The sequence below is a fragment of the Methanosarcina sp. 1.H.A.2.2 genome, from assembly GCF_000979975.1.
Taxonomy (GTDB): domain Archaea; phylum Halobacteriota; class Methanosarcinia; order Methanosarcinales; family Methanosarcinaceae; genus Methanosarcina.
Genome location: NZ_JJQL01000075.1, coordinates 14,529 through 34,977, shown reverse-complemented (window position 1 = coordinate 34,977; position 20,449 = coordinate 14,529). Strand labels below are relative to the sequence as shown.

General features: G+C 45.4%; 12 protein-coding genes and 2 pseudogenes. 3 read left to right on the top strand and 11 right to left on the bottom strand.

All coding sequences use genetic code 11. The features are described from left to right. Position 1 precedes the first annotated feature (1 nt). The 7 genes and pseudogenes from EO93_RS11165 to EO93_RS11135 all read right to left on the bottom strand — a co-directional run bounded on the left by EO93_RS11165 (position 2) and on the right by EO93_RS11135 (position 13,058). Positions 2–2,620, bottom strand: coding sequence for a histidine kinase dimerization/phosphoacceptor domain -containing protein (locus EO93_RS11165; RefSeq protein WP_048162587.1), 2,619 nt, complete (start codon positions 2,618–2,620; stop codon positions 2–4). Between the two features lie 83 nt (positions 2,621–2,703). Then, on the bottom strand, positions 2,704–3,489 hold the full coding sequence (locus EO93_RS11160) for a winged helix-turn-helix domain-containing protein (protein ID WP_048162586.1): 786 nt from the start codon (positions 3,487–3,489) through the stop codon (positions 2,704–2,706). A gap of 1,898 nt (positions 3,490–5,387) precedes the next feature. Further along, complete coding sequence (locus EO93_RS11155; RefSeq protein ID WP_048162585.1) at positions 5,388–7,958, bottom strand: histidine kinase dimerization/phosphoacceptor domain -containing protein; 2,571 nt, start codon at positions 7,956–7,958, stop codon at positions 5,388–5,390. 490 nt (positions 7,959–8,448) lie between these two features. Continuing rightward, positions 8,449–9,894, bottom strand: coding sequence for an APC family permease (locus EO93_RS11150; protein WP_048162584.1), 1,446 nt, complete (start codon positions 9,892–9,894; stop codon positions 8,449–8,451). Positions 9,895–10,194: 300 nt separating this feature from the next. Beyond that, a pseudogene (gene mtbB, locus EO93_RS11145) lies at positions 10,195–11,598 on the bottom strand ([dimethylamine--corrinoid protein] Co-methyltransferase). 63 nt (positions 11,599–11,661) lie between these two features. Continuing rightward, entirely contained in the window at positions 11,662–12,306 is a 645-nt protein-coding gene (gene mtbC, locus EO93_RS11140) for a dimethylamine corrinoid protein MtbC (RefSeq protein ID WP_048162583.1), read from the bottom strand. Between the two features lie 392 nt (positions 12,307–12,698). Further along, entirely contained in the window at positions 12,699–13,058 is a 360-nt protein-coding gene (locus EO93_RS11135) for a DUF2769 domain-containing protein (RefSeq protein WP_082107634.1), read from the bottom strand. A 215-nt stretch (positions 13,059–13,273) separates the two neighbouring features. On the opposite strand from EO93_RS11135, the gene EO93_RS11130 reads away from it, so the two are divergent. Next, positions 13,274–14,149 (top strand): PAS domain-containing protein, encoded by an 876-nt coding sequence (locus EO93_RS11130; RefSeq protein WP_048135052.1) that lies wholly within the window; start codon positions 13,274–13,276, stop codon positions 14,147–14,149. A 285-nt stretch (positions 14,150–14,434) separates the two neighbouring features. On the opposite strand, the gene thiC is transcribed toward EO93_RS11130, so the two are convergent. After that, positions 14,435–15,682, bottom strand: a complete 1,248-nt coding sequence (gene thiC, locus EO93_RS11125) for a phosphomethylpyrimidine synthase ThiC (protein ID WP_048162582.1) — start codon at positions 15,680–15,682, stop codon at positions 14,435–14,437. Positions 15,683–16,178: 496 nt separating this feature from the next. Here thiC and EO93_RS11120 point away from each other — a divergent pair, with 496 nt between their 5' ends. Next, the gene (locus EO93_RS11120) at positions 16,179–16,991 is read left to right on the top strand and encodes a winged helix-turn-helix domain-containing protein (protein ID WP_048162581.1); all 813 of its coding nucleotides are present in this window, start codon (positions 16,179–16,181) and stop codon (positions 16,989–16,991) included. Positions 16,992–17,068: 77 nt separating this feature from the next. On the opposite strand, the gene EO93_RS11115 is transcribed toward EO93_RS11120, so the two are convergent. After that, positions 17,069–17,977 carry an MBL fold metallo-hydrolase gene (locus EO93_RS11115; RefSeq protein ID WP_048162580.1) on the bottom strand — a complete coding sequence of 303 codons (909 nt, stop codon included), beginning with the start codon at positions 17,975–17,977 and terminating at the stop codon, positions 17,069–17,071. 58 nt (positions 17,978–18,035) lie between these two features. Then, entirely contained in the window at positions 18,036–18,683 is a 648-nt protein-coding gene (locus EO93_RS11110) for an HD domain-containing protein (RefSeq protein ID WP_048162579.1), read from the bottom strand. A 279-nt stretch (positions 18,684–18,962) separates the two neighbouring features. Here EO93_RS11110 and EO93_RS11105 point away from each other — a divergent pair. Continuing rightward, positions 18,963–20,372: pseudogene (locus EO93_RS11105) on the top strand (DEAD/DEAH box helicase); the annotation flags it as partial. Here EO93_RS11105 and EO93_RS18675 read toward each other — a convergent pair. Continuing rightward, positions 20,372–20,443 (bottom strand): hypothetical protein, encoded by a 72-nt coding sequence (locus EO93_RS18675; protein ID WP_156161307.1) that lies wholly within the window; start codon positions 20,441–20,443, stop codon positions 20,372–20,374. The pseudogene EO93_RS11105 and the gene EO93_RS18675 sit on opposite strands and share 1 nt — an antisense overlap. Between the last annotated feature and the right edge of the window lie 6 nt (positions 20,444–20,449).

Genomic DNA, 20,449 nt, shown 5'->3' with positions numbered 1-20,449 from the left:
TTTACACCCCTGGTTTGTACTTCAGATCCTGAAAGGTAATTATAAATCCGGTTCCTCTGCTGGTGTCAAGTTCTATGCTCCCGTTAATCTGGTCTACAAGTGCAGTTACCAGCTGGAGCCCGAGGGAATCCGTATTTCTGAAATCAAGGCCTTCAGGGAACCCTTTGCCATCATCTCTGACAATCAGGGTCAGCCTATCCTCTACTTTATTTATCCCCTGTGTGCTGCTAATGCCAGTACAATCGGGTTTCTCGCACTTAGCCACTTGATCTTCTGCATTTTTATAATTTTCTCTATAAGAAGGTGAATCTCTTCTGTTCCTGTGCAACTGGATGTAGATTTCTCCGTCCTCTCCTTCCGAAAAGGCATGTTTAAGGGCGTTTGAAACAAGTTCGTTGATAATAATGCCCAGGGGAACTGCAGTATCCATTCCGAGGAAAACGTTATCAACATCAAGTCTTAGACTGATTTTTCCGCTCCCCACTGAATAGGATTGGAAGAGATAATTGGAAAGATTCTGAATGTAATCTGCAAAGTCCACACTTACCATATCTTCAGACTGGTAGAGTTTTTCATGAACAAGTGCCATTGACTTCACCCTGTGCTGACTCTCTTTGAAGGCTTCCATTACCTTCCTATCTGAGAAGTTTCCGGATTCCAGGTAGAGCAGGGTTGAAATTACCTGAAGGTTATTTTTTATCCTGTGATGAATTTCTTTTTTATGGATTTCTTCGATCTGTAACAGGACCTCTTCAGCTTTTTTATGTTCGGTTATGTCAAGGATGATACCCTGAAGGTGGATCTCATCTTTCTCGTCCCTCTGAATAAAAGTCCTCTCATCCACCCAGCGGACTTCCCCGGACCTGGTAAAGATCCGGTACTCCGAGGTATAGACATCACAGCCGGACTCCACATTCCGGGCAAGCTCTTCGTGCATATTTTCGAGGTCTTCCGGGTGGACGATATCTTCGTAGAATACCTTCTTTGAGGTAAAATCCGTTACTTCATACCCTAACCGCGTAATGTTTTCCGAGACAAATTTTGCAGGCCAGCCGGATTCATATTTCCATAAAAAGACTATTACCGGACTATTGTTGATGACTCGTTCCATTTCCTCTTTAAGCTTATTGGAACGTTCCAGCTCCATTGCGTAGTCCAGCAGGGCTTTTTCTGCTGCCTTGCGCTGCGCTGTAACAAGATCAAGAGCCCTGCGGGTCTCTTCAATCCCATCCGTAAGGAACTTAAAGTCCCCATGCCCATGCACAAGGATCTCTCGCTTGAAATCATTGTGCTGGAAAGCAGTCAGAACAGCATTTGAATCATCAATGATCCTGTTGAGGGTTTCGGAAAACTTATCAAGGGTATCCCCAAGATCCCTGAACTCTCCCTGTACATCTACATTGACCCGTTCCTTCAACTCCCCTTTTGCAAGGGCGTTGGTTACCCTTATGGTTTCCCTGACAGGCACAATCACGGCCCTAAGAATTTCGTTCAGACCGCTTGGAATTTCCCGGAAATCAATTTCCACATCGGTATTTGCCCTTACATCGAGCTTCCCTTTAACCGCATCCTGCGCAATGTTCCTGAAGTCATCAACAATTTCATCGATAGGTTTTGTGATGGACCGTGCAATCATATAAGCCAGAGCCGCCATAAAAAGGATCGAGATTACAGAGATGATAAGAAGCCTGTCTCTCAGATCAGCAACCCCGGCAAGCATTTCTTCTTTAGGGACTACCAGTACAAATGCAGATTCTCCTGTTTCAACAGGTTCGTAAAACATAATAACGGTCTTGCCTGTGGTCGGGTCCTTAACTTCAATGTGCCCTCCTATCCCCTGCCGAATATCATCTGAGGCATTTTTAATCTCTTTTGAATCAAAATCGGAAAAGCTCTTTTTTCCGATCCAGTCTTTCCGCGTGGGATGAGAAAGGAAAACACCGGTGTTGCTTACCATGAAAGCATATCCCGTATCAAAAGTCCGGATATTGCTTGCGACCTCGTCCACATATTCAAGCGGGACATCCACACCAGCAATCCCTGCAAACTCTCCGTCTTTAAAAATAGGAGAGTCGTAACTCATCATGAATATTCCTTCGTAAAAGTAGGGTTCGGTCAGAATATCCTTACCAGTAGCTTTTGGTAGCTGGTAGTAGTCAGAAGAATCATAATGAACAAGGGGTTCAATCACCAGAGGGCCTTCAATCTTGTTGCAGTACGGGACAAACCTGCCGGTTGCATCGTGTCCGGAGGTATTAACATAGTCTCGATCCCTGCCGTCAAAGGCGTTTGGCTCATAACCCAGGTAGACGCCGATTAAACTGGGGTTCCCTTCAAGGACATTTTCAAGGATGCCTATTGCCTCTTCCCTGTCAGAAGCTTCATACTCAGCCATTGTAAGCGCAAGGGTTCGTGCAACAGCCTGATTGGCCTTCATATGGGCATCGAACTGGTTTGCATAGTTGTCTGCCATCTCAATGGATTTATCATAAGCAAGCTTTTCTTCCTGAGAAGTTACTGTCCCGATGATGACTGCCATGGATACGGCAAGAACGAGAAAAACTCCGACAACAATAAGAATAACCAGCTTTGGCTTTAAGGGGACGTCTTTGAACCTCATAGTACCGGGCTCCCGTAAATAAGAGCTTTTGGGGAAAGACTCAGCATGGACCGTCAACTACCGTTTTTAAAAAACCGAGGACATTAAAAGTCTGTTACTTCCCGGGCGGATTTTCTGTAATGCATGAAAAGCTCTCTGCCCCAGCGAAGTGCACTTGCATCGAAGCTCATCACCTTTCGGTGGTCATATTTTCCCTGCCTGTTGAAAAGGCAGAGATACATGAAACGATCCGTGACGGCAATGGTGGGAATATTGAGACTTTCTTCACAGACCACTACAATTGTATTTTTGGAATCAAGAAAGGACCTGAGCTCATCGGGAGAGTCATTTTTGAGTCTCTCAAACACGGATTCCGTTAGCACGAGTTCCACTTTAACTTCACTCATTGCAAGCTTCGAATATAGAGAAGGATACAGAGGGTGATAATAGGAAAGAGAACTCAGGATGCACCTGGATTTCGCAAGATTTTCCGTAAATTCCCTGGGGAGGTCAAAGAGATGGTTCAGGTCAGGCTCAATCACCATACATTCTCCAAGCTCACCGAGGCGCATGAAAAGGTCATGGGGTATGACGCTAGTATCCCGGCTTGCCCAGTATTCCTTATTTTCTTCGAGGACCTCAAGTGTATTCAGGAGAGGGAGCATATTCCCGACCACAAGTTTTCCTATCTCCGAAAGCTCGTAGGTTCCCCCTTTCTGGAGAATCAACTCCTGCTTTTTCAGGATCTTGATTTGAGGCATCATAGCTTTAGAATTCACATTAAGAGAAGTCTTTATTTGCTCGATGTCCCGGGGTCCTTCCATAAGTAAAAGGAGGAGGTTTTTTCTTTTTTCAGAAAGCCAGATAGTATCGCATAAAGAGGAGCTCATTGCTACACCCTAATATAAATAAACTTTTATTAATATGTTATGTTTTGGTTATCTCTAATTAATCGGGAGATATTATTCCAGAATATCCGAAGATGACATCTTCATGGCCTTTTCCCCCTCACCATATACGGCTGCGGTTGGCATTCCAGCAAGGCAAAAAACGATAGACAATCATAAACGTGCATGAAATTCCTTGAATAACAGGCTCAAATAAATGAAAGTACTTGAAAGCACTTTCATGCTAAATTAGTTAGGGACCATGGGCAAAAGCCAGATATAGTAACTCACTGCAGTGTTTTATATCTAAAGTTTAGATTTTGGGTTAATTTTCCATATCTTACCTGAAAATATACTTTTTTAAGTAAGGAGAATTTCAAGCCGCTCAAAAAATTTAATAGCATCAAAAAATCCTGTGCCAAAGGAATATCCTTTTCACTCCTTCTTTTACCTGAAAGTTTTGAAAACGCCCCATAGGTTGGGCTATATATTATCGGAGTTATAGAATAAATCACGCACTGGGAAAATGATCAGACCTTCTGGAATAGGCAAATTGTCTTGAGTAAATCCCCGGTACAATAAAAGAGAAGGTCTGAAAATAGATTAAAAATGGCACAAAAACGGATTGAGAATAAAAAGCAGATTAAAAATGGCACAAAAACGGATTAAGTATAGCATAGGAAAATTGTTGCATCCTCGTAAATAAAGTAAAATGAATCTCAGGGAAGAACGAAAGTTTTCCGGGCTGCATGTGGGAATGTAATCCGGCACTTACGAGACAAACTGAGAACAGAGAGAAAGAGAACAGCTGATTGCCATCAGATAGTGCAGGCAGCTTTCTTAGCTGCTCTTGAACCCCAGCAAATGCATTACAACATTTACCTGAGGACTGTGGACATGGGATTTAAGGCCATATTCCTCGGGTACCTCCAAATAATACCTGCTCTTTTTAAGTGATTTACTTGCTCTTTTTAAGTGATTTACCTCTTTATTTCAAATGATTTACTTGATTTATTTCAAGTGATTGAAACTTTTAACGGCATTAAAAAATCACATGAAATGGGTAATGTCCTGAGACCCTTTCCCGAACCCATGGCATTTGAAATAACTTCACAGGTTGGGCTATATATCATCAATTATATAATAAGAAGCTGTCAGGAAAAGCAAAAAGAGGTTCATCCTGGCATGATTTGAGGCTCAAAAGAAGGGATAATTTTGAGAAACAAACATAAGATGTAAAACCAGATACACCGAAAAGAACCTCAAAAGGGATATGAGTTTGGGAACTCATCAAAGAACAAAACACCACCTTCAGAAAAAAACGGGATATGAGTTTGGGAACTCATCGAAGAAAAAGGAAATTTGTTAGGATATGAGAGAAAAACGAGAAAATGCCAGTTAAAATAACTTCTCATAAAGGAACCCCAACCTGAGAGAAACCCGAATTAATAAATATGAGAGAGGAAACCCCAATTAGTAAACAGCTAATAATCGGAAAGACCCTCAAGGTCTCAAGTCAGGGTTTTGTGATGTTATGGACATGATCCTGAATGGCAACTTGAGATAATGGCAAATTGAGGTTCATTCGGAAACAAGAGAAGTCAGGCAAATGTATGACCTGATACATAAGCTGTTGGACGTCTCCTTTACTCTACCCCTGGAACAAAGTGAAAACAGTGAAATGAACTGGCACATAAATCACTGTAATTATCTCATGCCCTGCAGATTTCACCTTTTACTTCCTTTTAATTTTACTTCCTTTTAATTTTACTTCCTTTTGATTTCATTTCTTTTTGATTTTACTTCCATCATCCTTACATCCTGATATACTTCAACAGTCCACCTTTTTGTGATTGCAGTTTCTGCCAGATTCACCGCTGCAACTCGATCAATAGTGGCAGTCATAGTTTTTGCCTGTACTTTAATTCCCGGAACCTGATCCTGAATTCAGTTCCCCTGCTCGTGTCAAGTTCAATGCTGCCTTCAACCTGGTCCACAAGGGAAACAACAAGCTGCAGGCCCAGGGAGTCGGTCTCTCTGAAGTCAATATCACCAGGGAAACCTTTGCCATTATCCCTGACAATAAGTGAAAAACACTTTCCTGGGACTCCTGCCTTGCTTCCTTTACCGGTGTCAAGCCGTCCGGTCCCTTTGCCATCCTTTTCGTTTTCTTCCTTTTTGAGGCAGATGCAGATTTCCCCGCTTTCCCCTTCCGAAAAAGCATGTTTAAGGGAATTTGAGACAAGTTCGTTGATGATTATCCCTACAGGAACTGCCGTGTCCATGCCCAGGAAAACGTTGTCAACGTCGAGCTTCAACTTGATGTCTCCGCCCCCCACAGAGTAGGCCCCAAAAAGATAGTTTGCGAGGTTCTGGATGTAGTCCGAAAAGTCAACGCTTATCATGTCTTCGGACTGGTAGAGTTTTTCGTGGACAAGGGCCATGGACTTGACCCGGTGCTGGCTGTCTTTGAAAGCTTCGATTACCTTTTCATCGGAGAAGTTTCCGGACTCGAGGTAGAGAAGGGTTGAAATTACCTGAAGGTTGTTCTTGATCCTGTGGTGAATCTCTTTTTTGCGGATTTCTTCCATCTGCAAAAGGGCATCTTCAGCTTTTTTATGTTCGGTTATGTCAAGGATGATACCCTGAAGGTGGATCTCATCTTTCTCGTCCCTCTGAATAAAAGTCCTCTCATCCACCCAGCGGACTTCTCCGGATTTGGTAAAGATCCGGTATTCCGAGTTGTAGGCATCAAAACCCGCATCCACATTTCTGGAAAGTTCATTCTCCACTTTTTCGAAGTCATCCGGATAGACAATGTCTGCATAGAGAATACTTTTTGAGATAAAATCCTCTACTTCATATCCAAGCCGGTTAACGTTTTCCGAGACAAATTCTATTGGCCAGCCTTCCTCATACTTCCACAAAAAGACAATCACAGGGCTGTTGTTAATTATTCGTTCCATTTCTTCTTTTAACCTGTTCGAGTGCTCAAGCTTTCTCGCATACTCAATTAAGGCTTTTTCTGCTTCCCTGCGCTGGGTTGTAACCCTGTCAAGGACCAGGCGGGTCTCTTCAATCCCATCGGTCAGGAGTTTGAAGTCTCCCTGCCCATGTATCCGGATAGAGCGCTTGAAGTCATTGTGTTGAAAAGCTGTAAGCACGGCGGTCGAGTCGTCAATAATCATATTAAGGGTTTCGGAAAACTTATCCAGCGTGTCTTCAAGTTCCCGGAACTCCCCCTGCACGTCCACATTGACTCTTTCCTTCAACTCCCCCTGTGCAAGGGCATTGGTTACCCGCATGGTTTCCCGGATAGGGATAACCACAGAATTGATGATTTCATTCAAGCCACGGGGAATTTCCCGAAAATCAATTTCCACATGGGTATTTGCCCTTACATCGAGCTTCCCTTTAACAGCGTCTTCAGCAATATTCTTGAAGTCATCAACAATTCTGTTAATTGGCTTTGTTACGGATCTCGCAATCATATAAGCCAGAGCAGCCATGAACAGAATTGAGATTGCAGAGATGATAAGAAGCCTGTCTCTTAGATCGATAACTCCGGCAAGCATTTCTTCTTTCGGGACAACCAGTACGAAAGCAAAGTCTCCGGTCTCAACAGGTTCGTAAAACATAATAACGGTTTTTCCGGTTGTCGGGTCCGTTGTTTCAATATGGCCACTGATCCCGTTTTTTATATTAAAGGAGGCTGTTTTGAGTTCTTCCCCTCCTAAATCATAAAGGTTCTTTTTTCCGATCCAGTCCTTATGGGTCGGGTGGGACAGAAGAATTCCCTCGTTGCTGACCATAAAAGCGTATCCGGTATCAAAAGTCCGGACCTCACTTACCACTTCATCCACATATTCAAGGGAAACGTCCACTCCCCCTACCCCGATAAATTCCCCATTCTTAATGATAGGAGAAACGTAACTCACCATGAAGACCCCTTCATAAAAATAGGGCTCAGTGAGCAGATCTTTTTTCGTATCTTTTGGAAGCTGGTAATAATCCGAATCATCATAATGAAGAAGAGGTGCAACTGCAACAGTCCCGTTCATTTTATTCCAGTAAGGGACAAACCTGCCAGTTTCATCATGGGCAGGAGCATTTACATACTCAGCATCTTTCCCGTCAAAGGCATCGGGCTCAAAAGCTACATAGGTCCCGAGGAGAAGAGGATTGTCCAGGAGCAGGTTTTCCAGAATAAGAAGAGCTTCGTCCCGGTCTGCAGTTTCGTAACTTGTCATGACAGTGGAAATCGTCCTTGCAATGGCAAGGTTGGCTTTCATGTCTGCATCAAACTGATTTGCATAATTGGAAGCCATTTCAACTGACTGCTGGTAGGCCAGCTTTTCTTCCTGCGTTGTAACCGTGGAAATAATCACAGCTGTGGAAGCCGTAAGGATTAGAAAAACCCCGAGCACGGTATAGAGTATCATCTTTGTTTTCAACGGGGTATCATTGAGCATTATTAACCCTCACTATGGTCCCTTTCTTTTTTAGCTGTCGAACAGGTGAAAGAAAGCAACTTTCCACGCCTTCTGATCTGGAGAAAACCAGTCCTTTAACCCTATATTATTCTGCAAAAGAATTCGTTCAAAGAGTGTTATTTACATGCTTTTGAAAAATTTACATGCTTTTGAAAAATTTACATGCTTTTGAAAATGTTCTTCCCTGGACGTCCCCTATAGTCAGAAGAATTTATGGACCTGAGGATTAATCAGGTACAATAGGGTTTTTAACGATTAATTTTATGGGCACTTTAAACATTTAAATACTCCTATAAAGACCCAGTTCCAGAATCCAGTGATGAACGTAAAATTAAAAATCACTGGATTTTGTAATTGGTTACAATCTTCGTGATAACACTTCTGGGTTGAAGTCTTTAGATGTTGAATATTATTTTTGATTGAAAAAAAGAAGGAGTGCAGGATATGTTTCTGCATCTCCATTTGAAACTTATGTTGTGGCTTCACCCGAGACAGGGGTTTCTTTTTCCACCCTTACCGGGTTCTCGTTCTGGGAATAGAACCAGAGTGGGATATAGAGGGTAAGAACCACGAAACCGACTATGGTGGAAGTCCAGCCCACCTCAAGGCTATTGAGATAAATCACCCCTATCAGACAGAGGGGCAGGTTAAAGAGCCCGAAAATCATAGCAACGTACTTCCAGCCCCCTGGAGCTTTGAAAGGTCTCTCAAGCTTTGAGAACCGGGGGTCGAGTTTTGCTTTCACGTACGCAAAGAGACTGATTCCGTTAGCACAGACGTATCCGATTGCAGATGCCGCCAGGATGGCTGCGGGAGTTCCAAGGCAAATGAACCCCATGTTGAAGAGAGCTATGACGATCATCGCATTAACAGGGGTTCCATGAACATTCATCTTTCCGAAAAACTTTGGAAGATTTCCTTCATCAGCCATGGAATACATTGCCCTTGAAGCTCCAAGGAAGGCGGTCTGGATGATCATTACCATTGCCGCTATCAGCATGAGAATGGTAAGAGACCCACCTACGGGTCCAAGAGTCATCTGAGCCATCGGGAGCATTGGCGAGAAAGGTTCTTCCAGGATCCCTTCTATTCCAAGAGTTCCTGTACAGGCTGCCTGAACAAGGATAAAGGTCACCAGGCAGATTGCGCCGCAGATAAAGAGGGCTTTGGGAACGTCGGACTTCGGGTTTTTGTATTCGGGCCCGTAGATTGCTGCAGTTTCCCAGGCACATGCACTCCATTGAGCCATTGCAAAAAGCCCTAGCAGGATCAGGATGTGCGGAATGTCCCAGCTCCAATCTGTGGGGAGCCAGGCACTGGTGATGTTGCTCATTTCAAACTGCCCGGTTACGAAAGGTGCAAGGGAAATGATGATAAGCGGGGCAAGAGAAAGCACGGCAAGGATGTACCCGAGGGTCGCTCCGCCGGCAAGCCCGCGATAATTAACTATCATAAGGAATACATACACAACTGCCCCGGAGGCAAGGTAAAGAGCAAGGTCAGGAACGCCGGCAAAGGCAGGGACCAGACCTTTAAGGTAGCTTCCGATAAGGATTGCAAAGATAGCAAGCACGGGGTTCCAGGCAAACCAGTAGCTCCAGGCGCTGAACCCTCCTAGAAGTTTACCCTGGTCGTATCTCTTGTTTCCCTGATTTGTACCGAACACACTCTGGGCGTATCCCGGCAGTCCTGAAGCTTTCGGGAACATTGTTGCAAGTTCTCCGTAGGCAAAGTTCTGCATGAAACCCTGGAAAACGGAAAGGATCCAGACGATGATTGCAAAAGCCCAGACATAGCTTGCAAAGTAGCCGATAGACGGAAGAATCAGCACAGGAACACCAAGGGCGATTGCAAGCCCCTGTTTCCAGTCAATTGTCCGCTGAAGCCCCCCTGATTCACTTTTGTCGTCACTCATTTTTCAACACACGCTCCGTTAATTGTTTATTGGCATAGCCTGACGATTCGCACAGCTCTTGTAGCATAAATAAGCCTGCAAAACCTGCAAGCAAAAGAAGCGGGAAGATATTCAGGAACCAGGCCAGGAGGCTGCACCTGCGTTTTTCCGCCTGTAGCAGCAACCTGTAAAAAGTTTCGCCCTGTTTCCTGAATGATTCCTGAGGAATATGGTCCCTGAAACCTGCTATAAACCCGCTATAAACCCACTATTTATGTTTATGGCAATTTTTTGTGCAAATTCGGTTACTATTCGGTATGTTTATCTGATCTGTCTTCTGAAGAGTTCACAGGAGTTTATCTTGACGTCAAGCAGCTTCTCGATATTCATTTTTGCAGCAATTCCCTTTGCAGCTCCCGGTACTGAGGTGATCACACCAATATCGAGTTCTTCACGCAGTTCTCTCATTACATGTTCGTCCGAGAGGTCCATTGTGTCAACGTTAAGCTTCTTTGCCACGTACTCTTTTGCCTCTCCGACCCGCATATTCTTTGAGAACTCCATCCTTGCAACGAGGTCTCCGGCTGCTCTTATTCCGGTCATCCCGGAAGCCATTATGTGGGAAATCGGCATACCCAACGGGTCGCCGACCCCGATCTATATGCCGTCTACGCCGGCAATTTCGACCATTGCCTTGCTTGCCCTTGTAACGGCATCTACCGGAGGAGTCTCAAGCATAGGAATTCCGCCGACACCCATACCCATGTCAACATGACAGGGCAGGGGAGAAACCTTTACGGCTTCCTTAATAAAAGTGACAGCACGTGCCAGGTTCCATGGTGAGGTCTTGCTGGTATTTGTGTTGACAACAGGTCCGAAAACGTTTGCTCCTGCCTTTGCAACAAGTGGAACCTGCTGGTGCGGCCAGAGCCCTGCAAGGGTTGTACCGTCATACTGCAGGTTTCCGTGCATACCGAGTACCATTTCCCCTGCCATTCCGGCTTCTATATACATATCAGGGAATTCCTTTCTGAGAGCTTCAATTGCGTGCAGGGTCCCGTAAAAGTCCGCATCTCCGGCTGCAGCTGTGGTGTCGAAGTTGACCCCGTCTGCTCCCGAGGCAAAGAGCTTTTGCATGATCCAGACTGTATCCCTGGAAAGGTGCTCTGCTGCATGTTCCATTGACTCCCAGGCTTCCTGGATTTTGAAAGCTTTCATGAGGTCGCCGGGGTTTTCAAAAGGCCCATCCGGAGTATAATAAAGCCCCATGTTCGGCATTGCGCCGTAGAAAAGCGGGATAATCATATTCTGCTGGCAGACTTCCATTGCCTGGCACTCATTTGAAACCACGGGTTTTACTGGCTTGAAACTGTAGTCGATGTGCCCGAGTTCCATGGTGTCGGCGCCAAAGGCTCTTTCGTGCATCATGCAGCCGACAAGCCGGCTGGAAGGAATTCCAACTCCGCTGTTGCCCTGGTCCCCATCAAGCCTGATTGTGCCTATATCGTGGGTTACAGGCACTTCCATGCCCTGCTCGACACTGACTGCCTTTCCGGGCATCATAAGGATTTCTGCAAGCTTGTCAATTTCATCAGCACTGAGATCAGGGATTTCTCCAAGGTCTGAGGCATTTGCCATACCTGCCTCAATTTCCTCCATGATCTTTTCTTTTGTGAGGAAGACACGTTTCCCGTCTCCCATCCTCAAAGCATATTCAGTTGCCATTTTTATTCCCTCCATTGATAACTGATATTGACTGAACTTAGATGACTAAACTCAGAATGAGGTTCAGAGCAGCAGTTCTTTTGCCTTTGCGACGGCTTCGCTTGCGTTTTCAGCGTAGCAGTCTGCTCCGATTTTGTCTGCCCAGGCCTGGGTTGCAGGTGCCCCTCCTACCATTACCTTAATACGGCTGCGCAGACCCTCTTCTTTCAGGAGTTCAATAACTTCCCTCTGTCCGGGAAGTGTGGTGGTCATCAGGGCAGAAAGCCCGATCATATTTGCATTGACTTCTTTTGCCTTCTCGACAAAGTTCTTTATAGGAACATCCCTGCCTATGTCGTGGACTTCAAAACCAGCGGATTGAAGCATGGTTGAGACTATCGACTTGCCAATGTCGTGCACATCGCCTTCGACGGTCCCATTTACAATTACTCCGAGCTTTTTGCTCTCGCTCCCTGCAGGGAGATCAGCTTCAAGGAATTTGACCCCTGCTGTCATTGCATCAGCAGCCATCATTACATGGGGTAAGAAAAGTTTCCCTCTCTCAAAAAGAATTCCTACCTGGTTCATGCCTGCTGAAAGCCCTTTATCAATGATTTCTGCGGGTTCCATTACCTGCTTTGCTTTTTCAACAGCAGCCAGTACTGCATCCTTTTTACAGGAGATTACCGCATCCGAAAGCTCCTGAATAAGTTCTTCTTTAGTTGCCATTTTTAAACCTCCATTAAGTCAGAAACCCGCTTCAGAATCCGAAGTATCGCTACTAAAGTTTGATTCCTGATTGTACATATTATATATGTAGAATTATATAGCCCAGCCTCTGGTGTTTTTTCTCAATGGTATGGAATTGGAACTTCCGGGAAGCGTTGTGAAGGACAGGAGGTAAAGGATAGGCTCTCTGGTTCAGGCTCAAGTAATGAGGATTTTTAATTGTGTTGAAATTTTCAATCTAAATAAAAACAGGGGCAAAACCAGGATTGAGTTCAGAAATTAAAAAGTGAATTCGATTTCTCAGAAATCGATTCCTTAAGAATCCGGGACTTATTCAGAAAACCTCAGCAGGAAACTCGTTAAATCTTTAGATTTAGCGGGTAGTTGACTTGTTACTTAGAATGAATATTCCGGTCATCCAGTACGCAGACCCTGATTGTGCCGGCACTCGTCTGGAAATTCATACAGATATTCAGAGGGGGCTGGTTTTTTTCAAAAACTTCCACTTTTTCTTTTGGCTGGCAGAAATAATCGCCCTCAAGCCGGAACTTTTTAAAAAGCTCACATGTTTCACAGAGACAGCCCTCTTTTTTCCCCTCTACCTCGCTCTTGCCTCTGGCACAGAACATCCCTGTGCCCCCCGGATAAGATGGGCAGGTTTTGCAGACGCAGGCTTTCAGGTGGTGGTATGAACTGCAGATCCCGAAATACCTTCCGTATATTTCCCTGGCTTTCAGGATGATATCGGGCATCTCCCGTGAGAACTCTTCTGCTTCTGCCGCGTCGGCATTTTCTTTGTCTTCTGTTGGAACCTCAAAGTCCAGAACATTCCCCCTATGTAAAAAAGGACATTAATTTATAAGATGTCAAAATATATTGTATATTGGTTGAGGGTTTCATAAATACATTTTTACCTGTGGCCAGGTGGGCCCTGGATTTAAAAAGGCTTTGGAGGATAAGGGATAATATGGGATTCAATCGGGTAACTGAAAGCAACGAACTGATTCATGATGAAGCACTCGAAAGGCAGCGAATTCTGGAAACCGTGATCGACAACAGCCCTATAATGGCTTTTCTCTGGACCCCGGAAAAAGACTGGCCTGCGAAATATGTCTCGGAAAACGTGACCCAGCTGGGGTACAGTGCAGAGGAATTCCTTACGGGCAGGATAATGTATGCAAACATAGTTCATTCCGAGGATATTGACCGGGTAAGAAATGAACTTACAAAATGCTGCGCGCTGGGAAAAGAACACTTCGTCCAGCGCTACAGGATCCTGACGGGTGAGGGAGAGATCCGCTGGGTTGAAGAAAAGACCTTTATACAGCGCGACGAAAAAGGAAACGTGACCCATTTCCAGGGAATAGTCAGGGACGTCACCTCCGAAATACAAACCGAAAAAGCGTTAAGAGACGCCCTTGAGAGCCAGAAGGCCCTGATGGAAAAACAAAAATCTCTGCTTGAAAGGCAGAAGGCGCTGGAAACCGTAATCAACAACAGCTCAATGGTCGTATTTCTCTGGAAGGCAGAAAAGTACTGGCCCACCCTTTACGTGTCCGAAAACGTCAGGCAGTTTGGGTACACTCCTGAAGATTTCATATCAGGAAGAGTCCTCTACGGTAAAATCGTCCACCCCGAAGACCTGCTCCTTGTAGAACTCGAACTTGAGGAAAACTGCGACGAAGGCGGAAAAGAGTTTAACCGGCAGTACCGCATCCTGACACAGACCGGAGAGGTACGCTGGGTAGAAGAAAAAACCTTTATCCAGCGCAACCAGGAAGGGGAAGTGACCCATTTTCAGGGGATAATCGAAGACATAACCGGAAAGATCAAAAAAGCCTGAGAGAAAAAGAAATTAATAACTTATTTTTTCCAGGAAATTGCAGAAGGCCCGGATTATGGAGAAGATCAGGGCCCACGTACTGCTGCAGTTTTCAAAAGTTCCCGGCAAAATAATGGGAAGAGGTTCTGAATCGGGGAACAGTCCTGTCTCCTTTTAAAAATAATTGGCCCTGAAAGAACAGTTTTGCCGCCCTAAGATATTAGGGCCATATTGGGCGGCTTTTCTGCGGATTCCGGAAAATTATTTTGTTTGGTCTTTGACAATATGACCTGCCCGGTTCTCCAGTTATTCATCCCCTGCGAGGTAATCTCCCATGATCTTTATGGCGCAGTATTCGCCGCACATGGAACACGGACCTGTCATGGGGCACATGTCCCCCGGCCTGTCGGGGTCAAGGGCGAGTTTGATCTGTCCTCCCCAGTCAAAATGGGCACGCTTCTGTGCAAGCAGCAGGTCCCTTTCGCTTACCCCGTATTTCATGGAATCCCCTATGTGGGCAGCTATCCTGAAAGCGAGAAGTCCTTCCCTTACCTGCTCCGGGTTCGGGAGGGAGAGATGTTCTGCAGGGGTTATGTAACACAGGTAGTCCGCCCCTGCCCCACTTGCCATGCTTGCCCCTACCGCACCTGCAATATGGTCATAGCCAAGGGCTACGTCCGTGGGCAGGGGGCCTGCAACGAAAAGGGGAAAAGCTGACCTTGATTTGTATAAATTCACGTGTTCCGGGATCTCAGCTGCCTGGATATGTCCGCCCATGCCCTCTATTATTACCTGCACACCTTCCTCGTTTGCTCTTTTCGCAAGGCGGACATTGGTTTCTATCTCCATCAGCTGGGCTCCGTCCCTATAGTCATGGATACAGCCGCTTCGCATGGTGTTTCCCAGGGAAAGGACGACATCTTTTTTCCTGAGGGTCTCGATTACCTCGTCAAAGTGTTCTATGAAGGGGTTTTCGCAGCCATTTGTAAGCATATAGACACTGGTCAGGGAACCCCCCTTGGAGACCATACCCATCACCCTCCCTACGCCCTTTAGCTTCTCAAGGGTTGCCTTTTCCACGCAGTGCAGCACCACAGAGCTCACACCCTCGTCCACATGGGCTTTGAGATATGAGAGGATGTCGCCCTCTGTAAGGTCCTTCATCCCGCACTCCACAACCGTCTGATAGATGGGGACTGTAGTGATGGGAAGCCTGCTGTTCTCAAACACGCTTGCACGTATAGCACGGATGTCCCCACCCATGGAAAGGTCGGTAATGGTGTCAGCCCCATATTTTTCTGCGATCCTCACCTTTTCGAGCTCTGCATCCGGATCTATCCTGACAGCCGAAGTGCCCAGGTTGACATTTACCTTGGTGCTGGCACCCCTGCCTATGGCTATAGAAGGGCAGCCCTCCCTTGTCATTATAACGAGGCTTCCTTCAGCTACACGGGAGAGCAGGGTATCCTCATCAATATTTTCTCTCTCCATAGTCTGCTGCATTTCGAGGGTAAGTTTTCCTTCACGTGCACAATCAATCTGCGTGGGTCTCATGGGTCCTTGCACTCTTCCTGTATTTAATGTGGAACTGCCTATCTGTCAGTTCAATCACACATGAGTTTATAAATATATTTATATAATTTATAATAGAGATTATGTCATTATTTATTAAGGCGTACGTTAACAAAAATATTTTAGTATGACTTTGTATTTGCACCTTGTTAACCAGGAGCCTTTCATGTAGCGACATAAACCTTGAAAATCCGGGATAGAAATGACAGGATGGAAATGAAAAGAATTCTAAAAAATTTCTCCAATTGAAATAAACAGTTTCCTATCTTCCCGGAATGAATTGTACGGAAATGTATATTTATAAAAGAGTAACAAATATGTCAATAATTAGTCTTCAATTTTTTATAAATATATGAATATACTTTTATATCGCGGAGATTCTTCAATATAATATATATTTTCAATAATTACAGGCCAGAATCTACAGGCGATCAGATACAGGCGATCAGATACAGGCGATCAGATCAAGGTGCATAATATGGAAAACTCTCTACTAGACCTGATTTTCCTCTCCGATAAAAGAAAAAACGTGCTTCTCCTTCTGCTTGAAGGGCCAAAGGACATCAACACAATAAAAAAAATCCTTAACGCAGGTGCAACTTCACTCCAGCCCCAGATTAAAATGCTCAAGGAAAAACACCTTGTAGTTCAGGACAGAGAGCTTTACAGGCTTAGCGAGATAGGAAAAATCATAACCGAAAAGATGAAACCCCTGCTGGATACTCTTTCTGTACTGGAAGATAATGCAGATTATTGGGCTGACAGGGATATGAGTAAAATTCCGCATTTTCTCCTGCGCCGCATAGGGGAACTCGGGCACTGTATTACAATTGAACCCCAGAGAGAACATATGTTCGAAATGATTCCCGAGTATGTCGAAAATGCTGAAAAGGCAAAGACGTTCGAGGCGCTCAGTTCTTATTTCCACCCTCTCTATCCTTCCTTTTGTCTCGGGCTTGCAGAAAAGGGTACATCGGTGTCACTGATTCTTCCAGAATCAATCCTTAGAAGGTGGGGCGAGGATGATTACAGGGAACAAACCAGGCAGTTTCTTAAAATGGAGAATACTAAACTCCTGGTCTGCAAAGACTGTGAAATGACTCCTAATATTGTAGCGGCAGACAACTTCATGGGAATAGCTCTTTTCCCGAAAGATACTGTTTTTGACCGAAAATACGTGATAAGCTTTGAGCCCGGAGCTCTTGCCTGGGGCAAAGAACTCTATGACTACTACGAACAAAGAGCGGAACAAATCCGGGATATCGACAGCTACGCCAGCAGTACACCCTGAAAAGAAATCAAAAAAAGCTAAAAAGCTCTTCATCAGGTGTGCTCTTCACAATGTATATTAGAGGCCCTCAAGGTATATTAGAGATATTCATCAAGCCCTGTCTCACCATTTGAATATGCTTCATGCCATCCCCTGGGTACAGGCTGTTTATTATAGAGGATTTTTCTCCGTGCCTCAAGTAGTTTCGGCTTTTTTCCCATGAACTCTGCAGCACACAGGACCTTATTTTCAACCTTTCCTGCCAGTTTTTTTAACCACCTGTAGCCTTCAAAAGACCTCAGAAGGTGGTGGTCCAGGATCAAAGTGTCAACATTTCTGGCAAGAAGAAGAGCATTTTCAAACGCTTCTTTTGAAGCTTCAGGGACATGGTGGGAGAGATAGAGCGGGGGTCCGGAAGAGAAAACTACTGTCGGTTTCCAGGCAAGTACCTCAAGCACAGCTTCCCTGTCCAGGAGCTGGATATCCGAACTGTGGACAAACACCTCGGCTCCTTCACAGATCCGGGTCATCATTACCGTGCCAAACCCCTTATCTCTTGTCCCATGCGGAACAGGAGAAGAAAAACTTATGCCGTCGGAACTAATGCCTTCAGAAGCGGGAAGGGAAGAGCCCAGAAAATGAGATAGCTCTTTTCTCCTGCGTGCAGACAGCCCTGAAATATTTTGTGGACCTTTGCACCAGAACCTGACCTCTTCCAGAGGAGGGAGGGCTTCTACTGGCAATTGATAAGGGTCTTCAGCTTTCATGGGCATGTGGTCCCCATGGTAATGGCTGATTACTATATCCGTTGCACCTTCAAGGGCATAAAGGATCTTTTTCCTGATCCTGAGGGCAGCTGCAACCTCTACAGGGTGGGGAGGCAAACCGTAACGCAGGCGGGCAAGGGCAACTCCCGGATCGATCAGAATCTTTTTATCCCCGGTTTTTACAGCGCAGGCAAGAGACCTTGCCCCGAAGGACTCACACCCGAGTATTTCAATCTGCATATGTTTCTATCTGTTTGCATGAATAAAAATCCTTTTCAGGAGACATTTACGGAACTCCTCACGATTGATGTGATTGAGGCTTAAACTCAAGTTCCGTATCGTAGAGCAAATGCCAGAGATCCCCCTTTTTGTACATCCTTTCCGCATCAACTGCAGCCCCCTGCCCTATTATTTCGAACCTGACTCCCCGGCCTTTGAAAGTGACCTTTCCTAGCCTGCTTCCCATCCGGCTGTAGTCAAGGGCGTCGGCAAGCCGGATAAGGGCAGCCACTTTCAGGGTGACATCCTGCAGGTCTTCGGGCATTTTCCCGAAATCTTTTCCTTTAAGGTCCTCAATTTTCTTCTTTCCTACCTTTTTTTTGTGCAGGAAAGCCGTCCAGGCAACAACCGGCCACAGCCTTTCAGGTAATTCGGCAGGCGGGTGGCGAAGCAGGATATCCCTCCCTGCCCTGTGATGGTTCTCAAAGTCCGTAGCTACCCCGGCATCATGCACAAGGGCAGCCATTTCCACGAGTTTTTGGAACTCAGAGCCCAGCCCATGGACAGGCCCGAGGATCTCATAAAGTTCGAGTGCATTCCGGGCCACATTATCGGCATGGCTACGTTCAATTCCGTATTTGTGAAAAAGGTCTTCGAGGGGTACGGGTTCGGGCGAGAAAGCTTCCCCGGACTTTTCATCCCCAACAGGTCTGGAATTAGAGCTCATGCAGAATTCCCTTCTTTTAATTTCCTTTTTAGAACTGAAATTAACTTAAAGCTATTTCTCAGTTTTCTTTTTTGCATAAGCTGTAAAACTCTGCGCAATAGAACGTATAACAAAGTGCGTAAAAATATACCAATTCTGGGACTCAAACATCTAAAAAATTAACTAATGTAATAAATTCCTGCCTGAGTCCGCTGATAACTTAATTATTGCTGCTGATAACTGAATTGTTACTACAGATAACTGAATTATTATATATCATGTCCAGAATCTTAGTAAACAATGATAAAAATAAGCTTCAAGCAGGGAACTCTCCTCATACAGGGCAACGTCCGGGTCCCCAATTCGGCCTGGGACGAAAGGAGCGGGAACTTCAGGGCCCTTGCCATGTATTACAGAGATATCATAAGTTACCTGAAAAATTCCGGGATCGATTTTGAAGATGCTGTCCTTGACCTCCTTCCCTGTCCTGACCTTGCAGAAGCTTATGAGGCTTCGGGAAAGAAGTTGAATTTAAGGGATTACCAGGCAGAAGCCCTTGTTTCCTGGAGTGAAAATGAAAAATGGGGAGTTCTGGTCCTGCCGACAGGGAGTGGAAAGACCCTTACCGGCATCCGGGCAATTGCAGGGTGTAATATCCCTTCCCTCGTGATTGTCCCGACCCTTGACCTGCTCGAACAGTGGAAAAAGCAGCTTGAAGAAGCTTTTTCCATGGAAATCGGAAAGCTTGGGGGCGGCGAGAAGAAAATCCTTCCGATAACCGTTTCCACATATGACTCTGCCTATATTCATGCCGAAACCCTGGGTAACAGGTTCGGGCTCCTGATTTTTGACGAAGTGCACCACCTGCCTGCAGCAGGATACAGGAGCATTGCCGAATTTTCCGCAGCCCCATGCAGGCTCGGACTGACTGCCACATACGAAAGGGAAGATGAGCTGCATAAGGAACTCAACCGGCTTGTAGGGGGAAAAGTCTACGAGAAAAAAGTCTCGGAACTTGCAGGCGGACACCTTGCCCCTTATACGATAAAACGGGCTTCTGTGACGCTCACTGCCGGGGAGCAGAAAGAATACGACCAGAAATATTCGATATTCCTTAACTACCTCAAAAAAACCGGGATAGTAATGAGAAGCCCGCAGGATTTCCAGAAACTGGTCATGAAAAGCGGAAGAGACCCTGAAGCCAGAAAAGCCCTCCTTGCAAGAAATGCAGCAAGAGATCTTGCCTTCAACAGCGATTCAAAAATTGAGAAACTGAGGGAGATCCTGGAGCAGCACAGAGAGGACAGGGTGTTTATCTTTACAGAACATAACCGGCTTGTGCACCGGATTTCCAATACATTCTTTATCCCTGCGATCACGTATCGGACTCCTTCAAAAGAAAGGAATTCCATTCTCGAAAAGTTCAGGGCAGGCAGCTATAGGGCTGTTGTTACCTCAAAGGTACTGGATGAAGGTATTGATGTGCCTGAAGCAAACATAGGGATCATAGCAAGCGGGACAGGCAGCAAGAGGGCATATGTGCAGCGCCTTGGAAGGATCCTCCGAAAAAAAGAGGGGAAAGAAGCCGTACTCTATGAAATCATAGCCTCGGAAACCTCGGAGACCAGAACCGCACAAAGAAGAAAAGGAGCTTTATCTTCCGGAAAAGGTCCATTAGAAAGCCCCGGAGAAAAGGGCGGAAAAGAAGCTCAGAGGGTAAGAAAAGAAAGCTCTGAAAGACCTGAAAAAAGCTCTGAAAGACCTGAAAAAAGCTCTGAAATACCTGA

Coding starts and splice junctions, on each gene's coding strand:
- mtbC (WP_048162583.1), bottom strand. CDS start 12,306: ATGGCAACTAAAGAAGAACTTATTCAGGAGCTTTCGGATGCGGTAATC.
- EO93_RS11110 (WP_048162579.1), bottom strand. CDS start 18,683: ATGAGCTCTAATTCCAGACCTGTTGGGGATGAAAAGTCCGGGGAAGCT.
- EO93_RS11115 (WP_048162580.1), bottom strand. CDS start 17,977: ATGCAGATTGAAATACTCGGGTGTGAGTCCTTCGGGGCAAGGTCTCTT.
- EO93_RS11130 (WP_048135052.1), top strand. CDS start 13,274: ATGGGATTCAATCGGGTAACTGAAAGCAACGAACTGATTCATGATGAA.
- EO93_RS11120 (WP_048162581.1), top strand. CDS start 16,179: ATGGAAAACTCTCTACTAGACCTGATTTTCCTCTCCGATAAAAGAAAA.
- EO93_RS11155 (WP_048162585.1), bottom strand. CDS start 7,958: ATGCTCAATGATACCCCGTTGAAAACAAAGATGATACTCTATACCGTG.
- EO93_RS11150 (WP_048162584.1), bottom strand. CDS start 9,894: ATGAGTGACGACAAAAGTGAATCAGGGGGGCTTCAGCGGACAATTGAC.
- EO93_RS11160 (WP_048162586.1), bottom strand. CDS start 3,489: ATGAGCTCCTCTTTATGCGATACTATCTGGCTTTCTGAAAAAAGAAAA.
- EO93_RS11165 (WP_048162587.1), bottom strand. CDS start 2,620: ATGAGGTTCAAAGACGTCCCCTTAAAGCCAAAGCTGGTTATTCTTATT.
- EO93_RS11135 (WP_082107634.1), bottom strand. CDS start 13,058: ATGCCCGATATCATCCTGAAAGCCAGGGAAATATACGGAAGGTATTTC.
- thiC (WP_048162582.1), bottom strand. CDS start 15,682: ATGAGACCCACGCAGATTGATTGTGCACGTGAAGGAAAACTTACCCTC.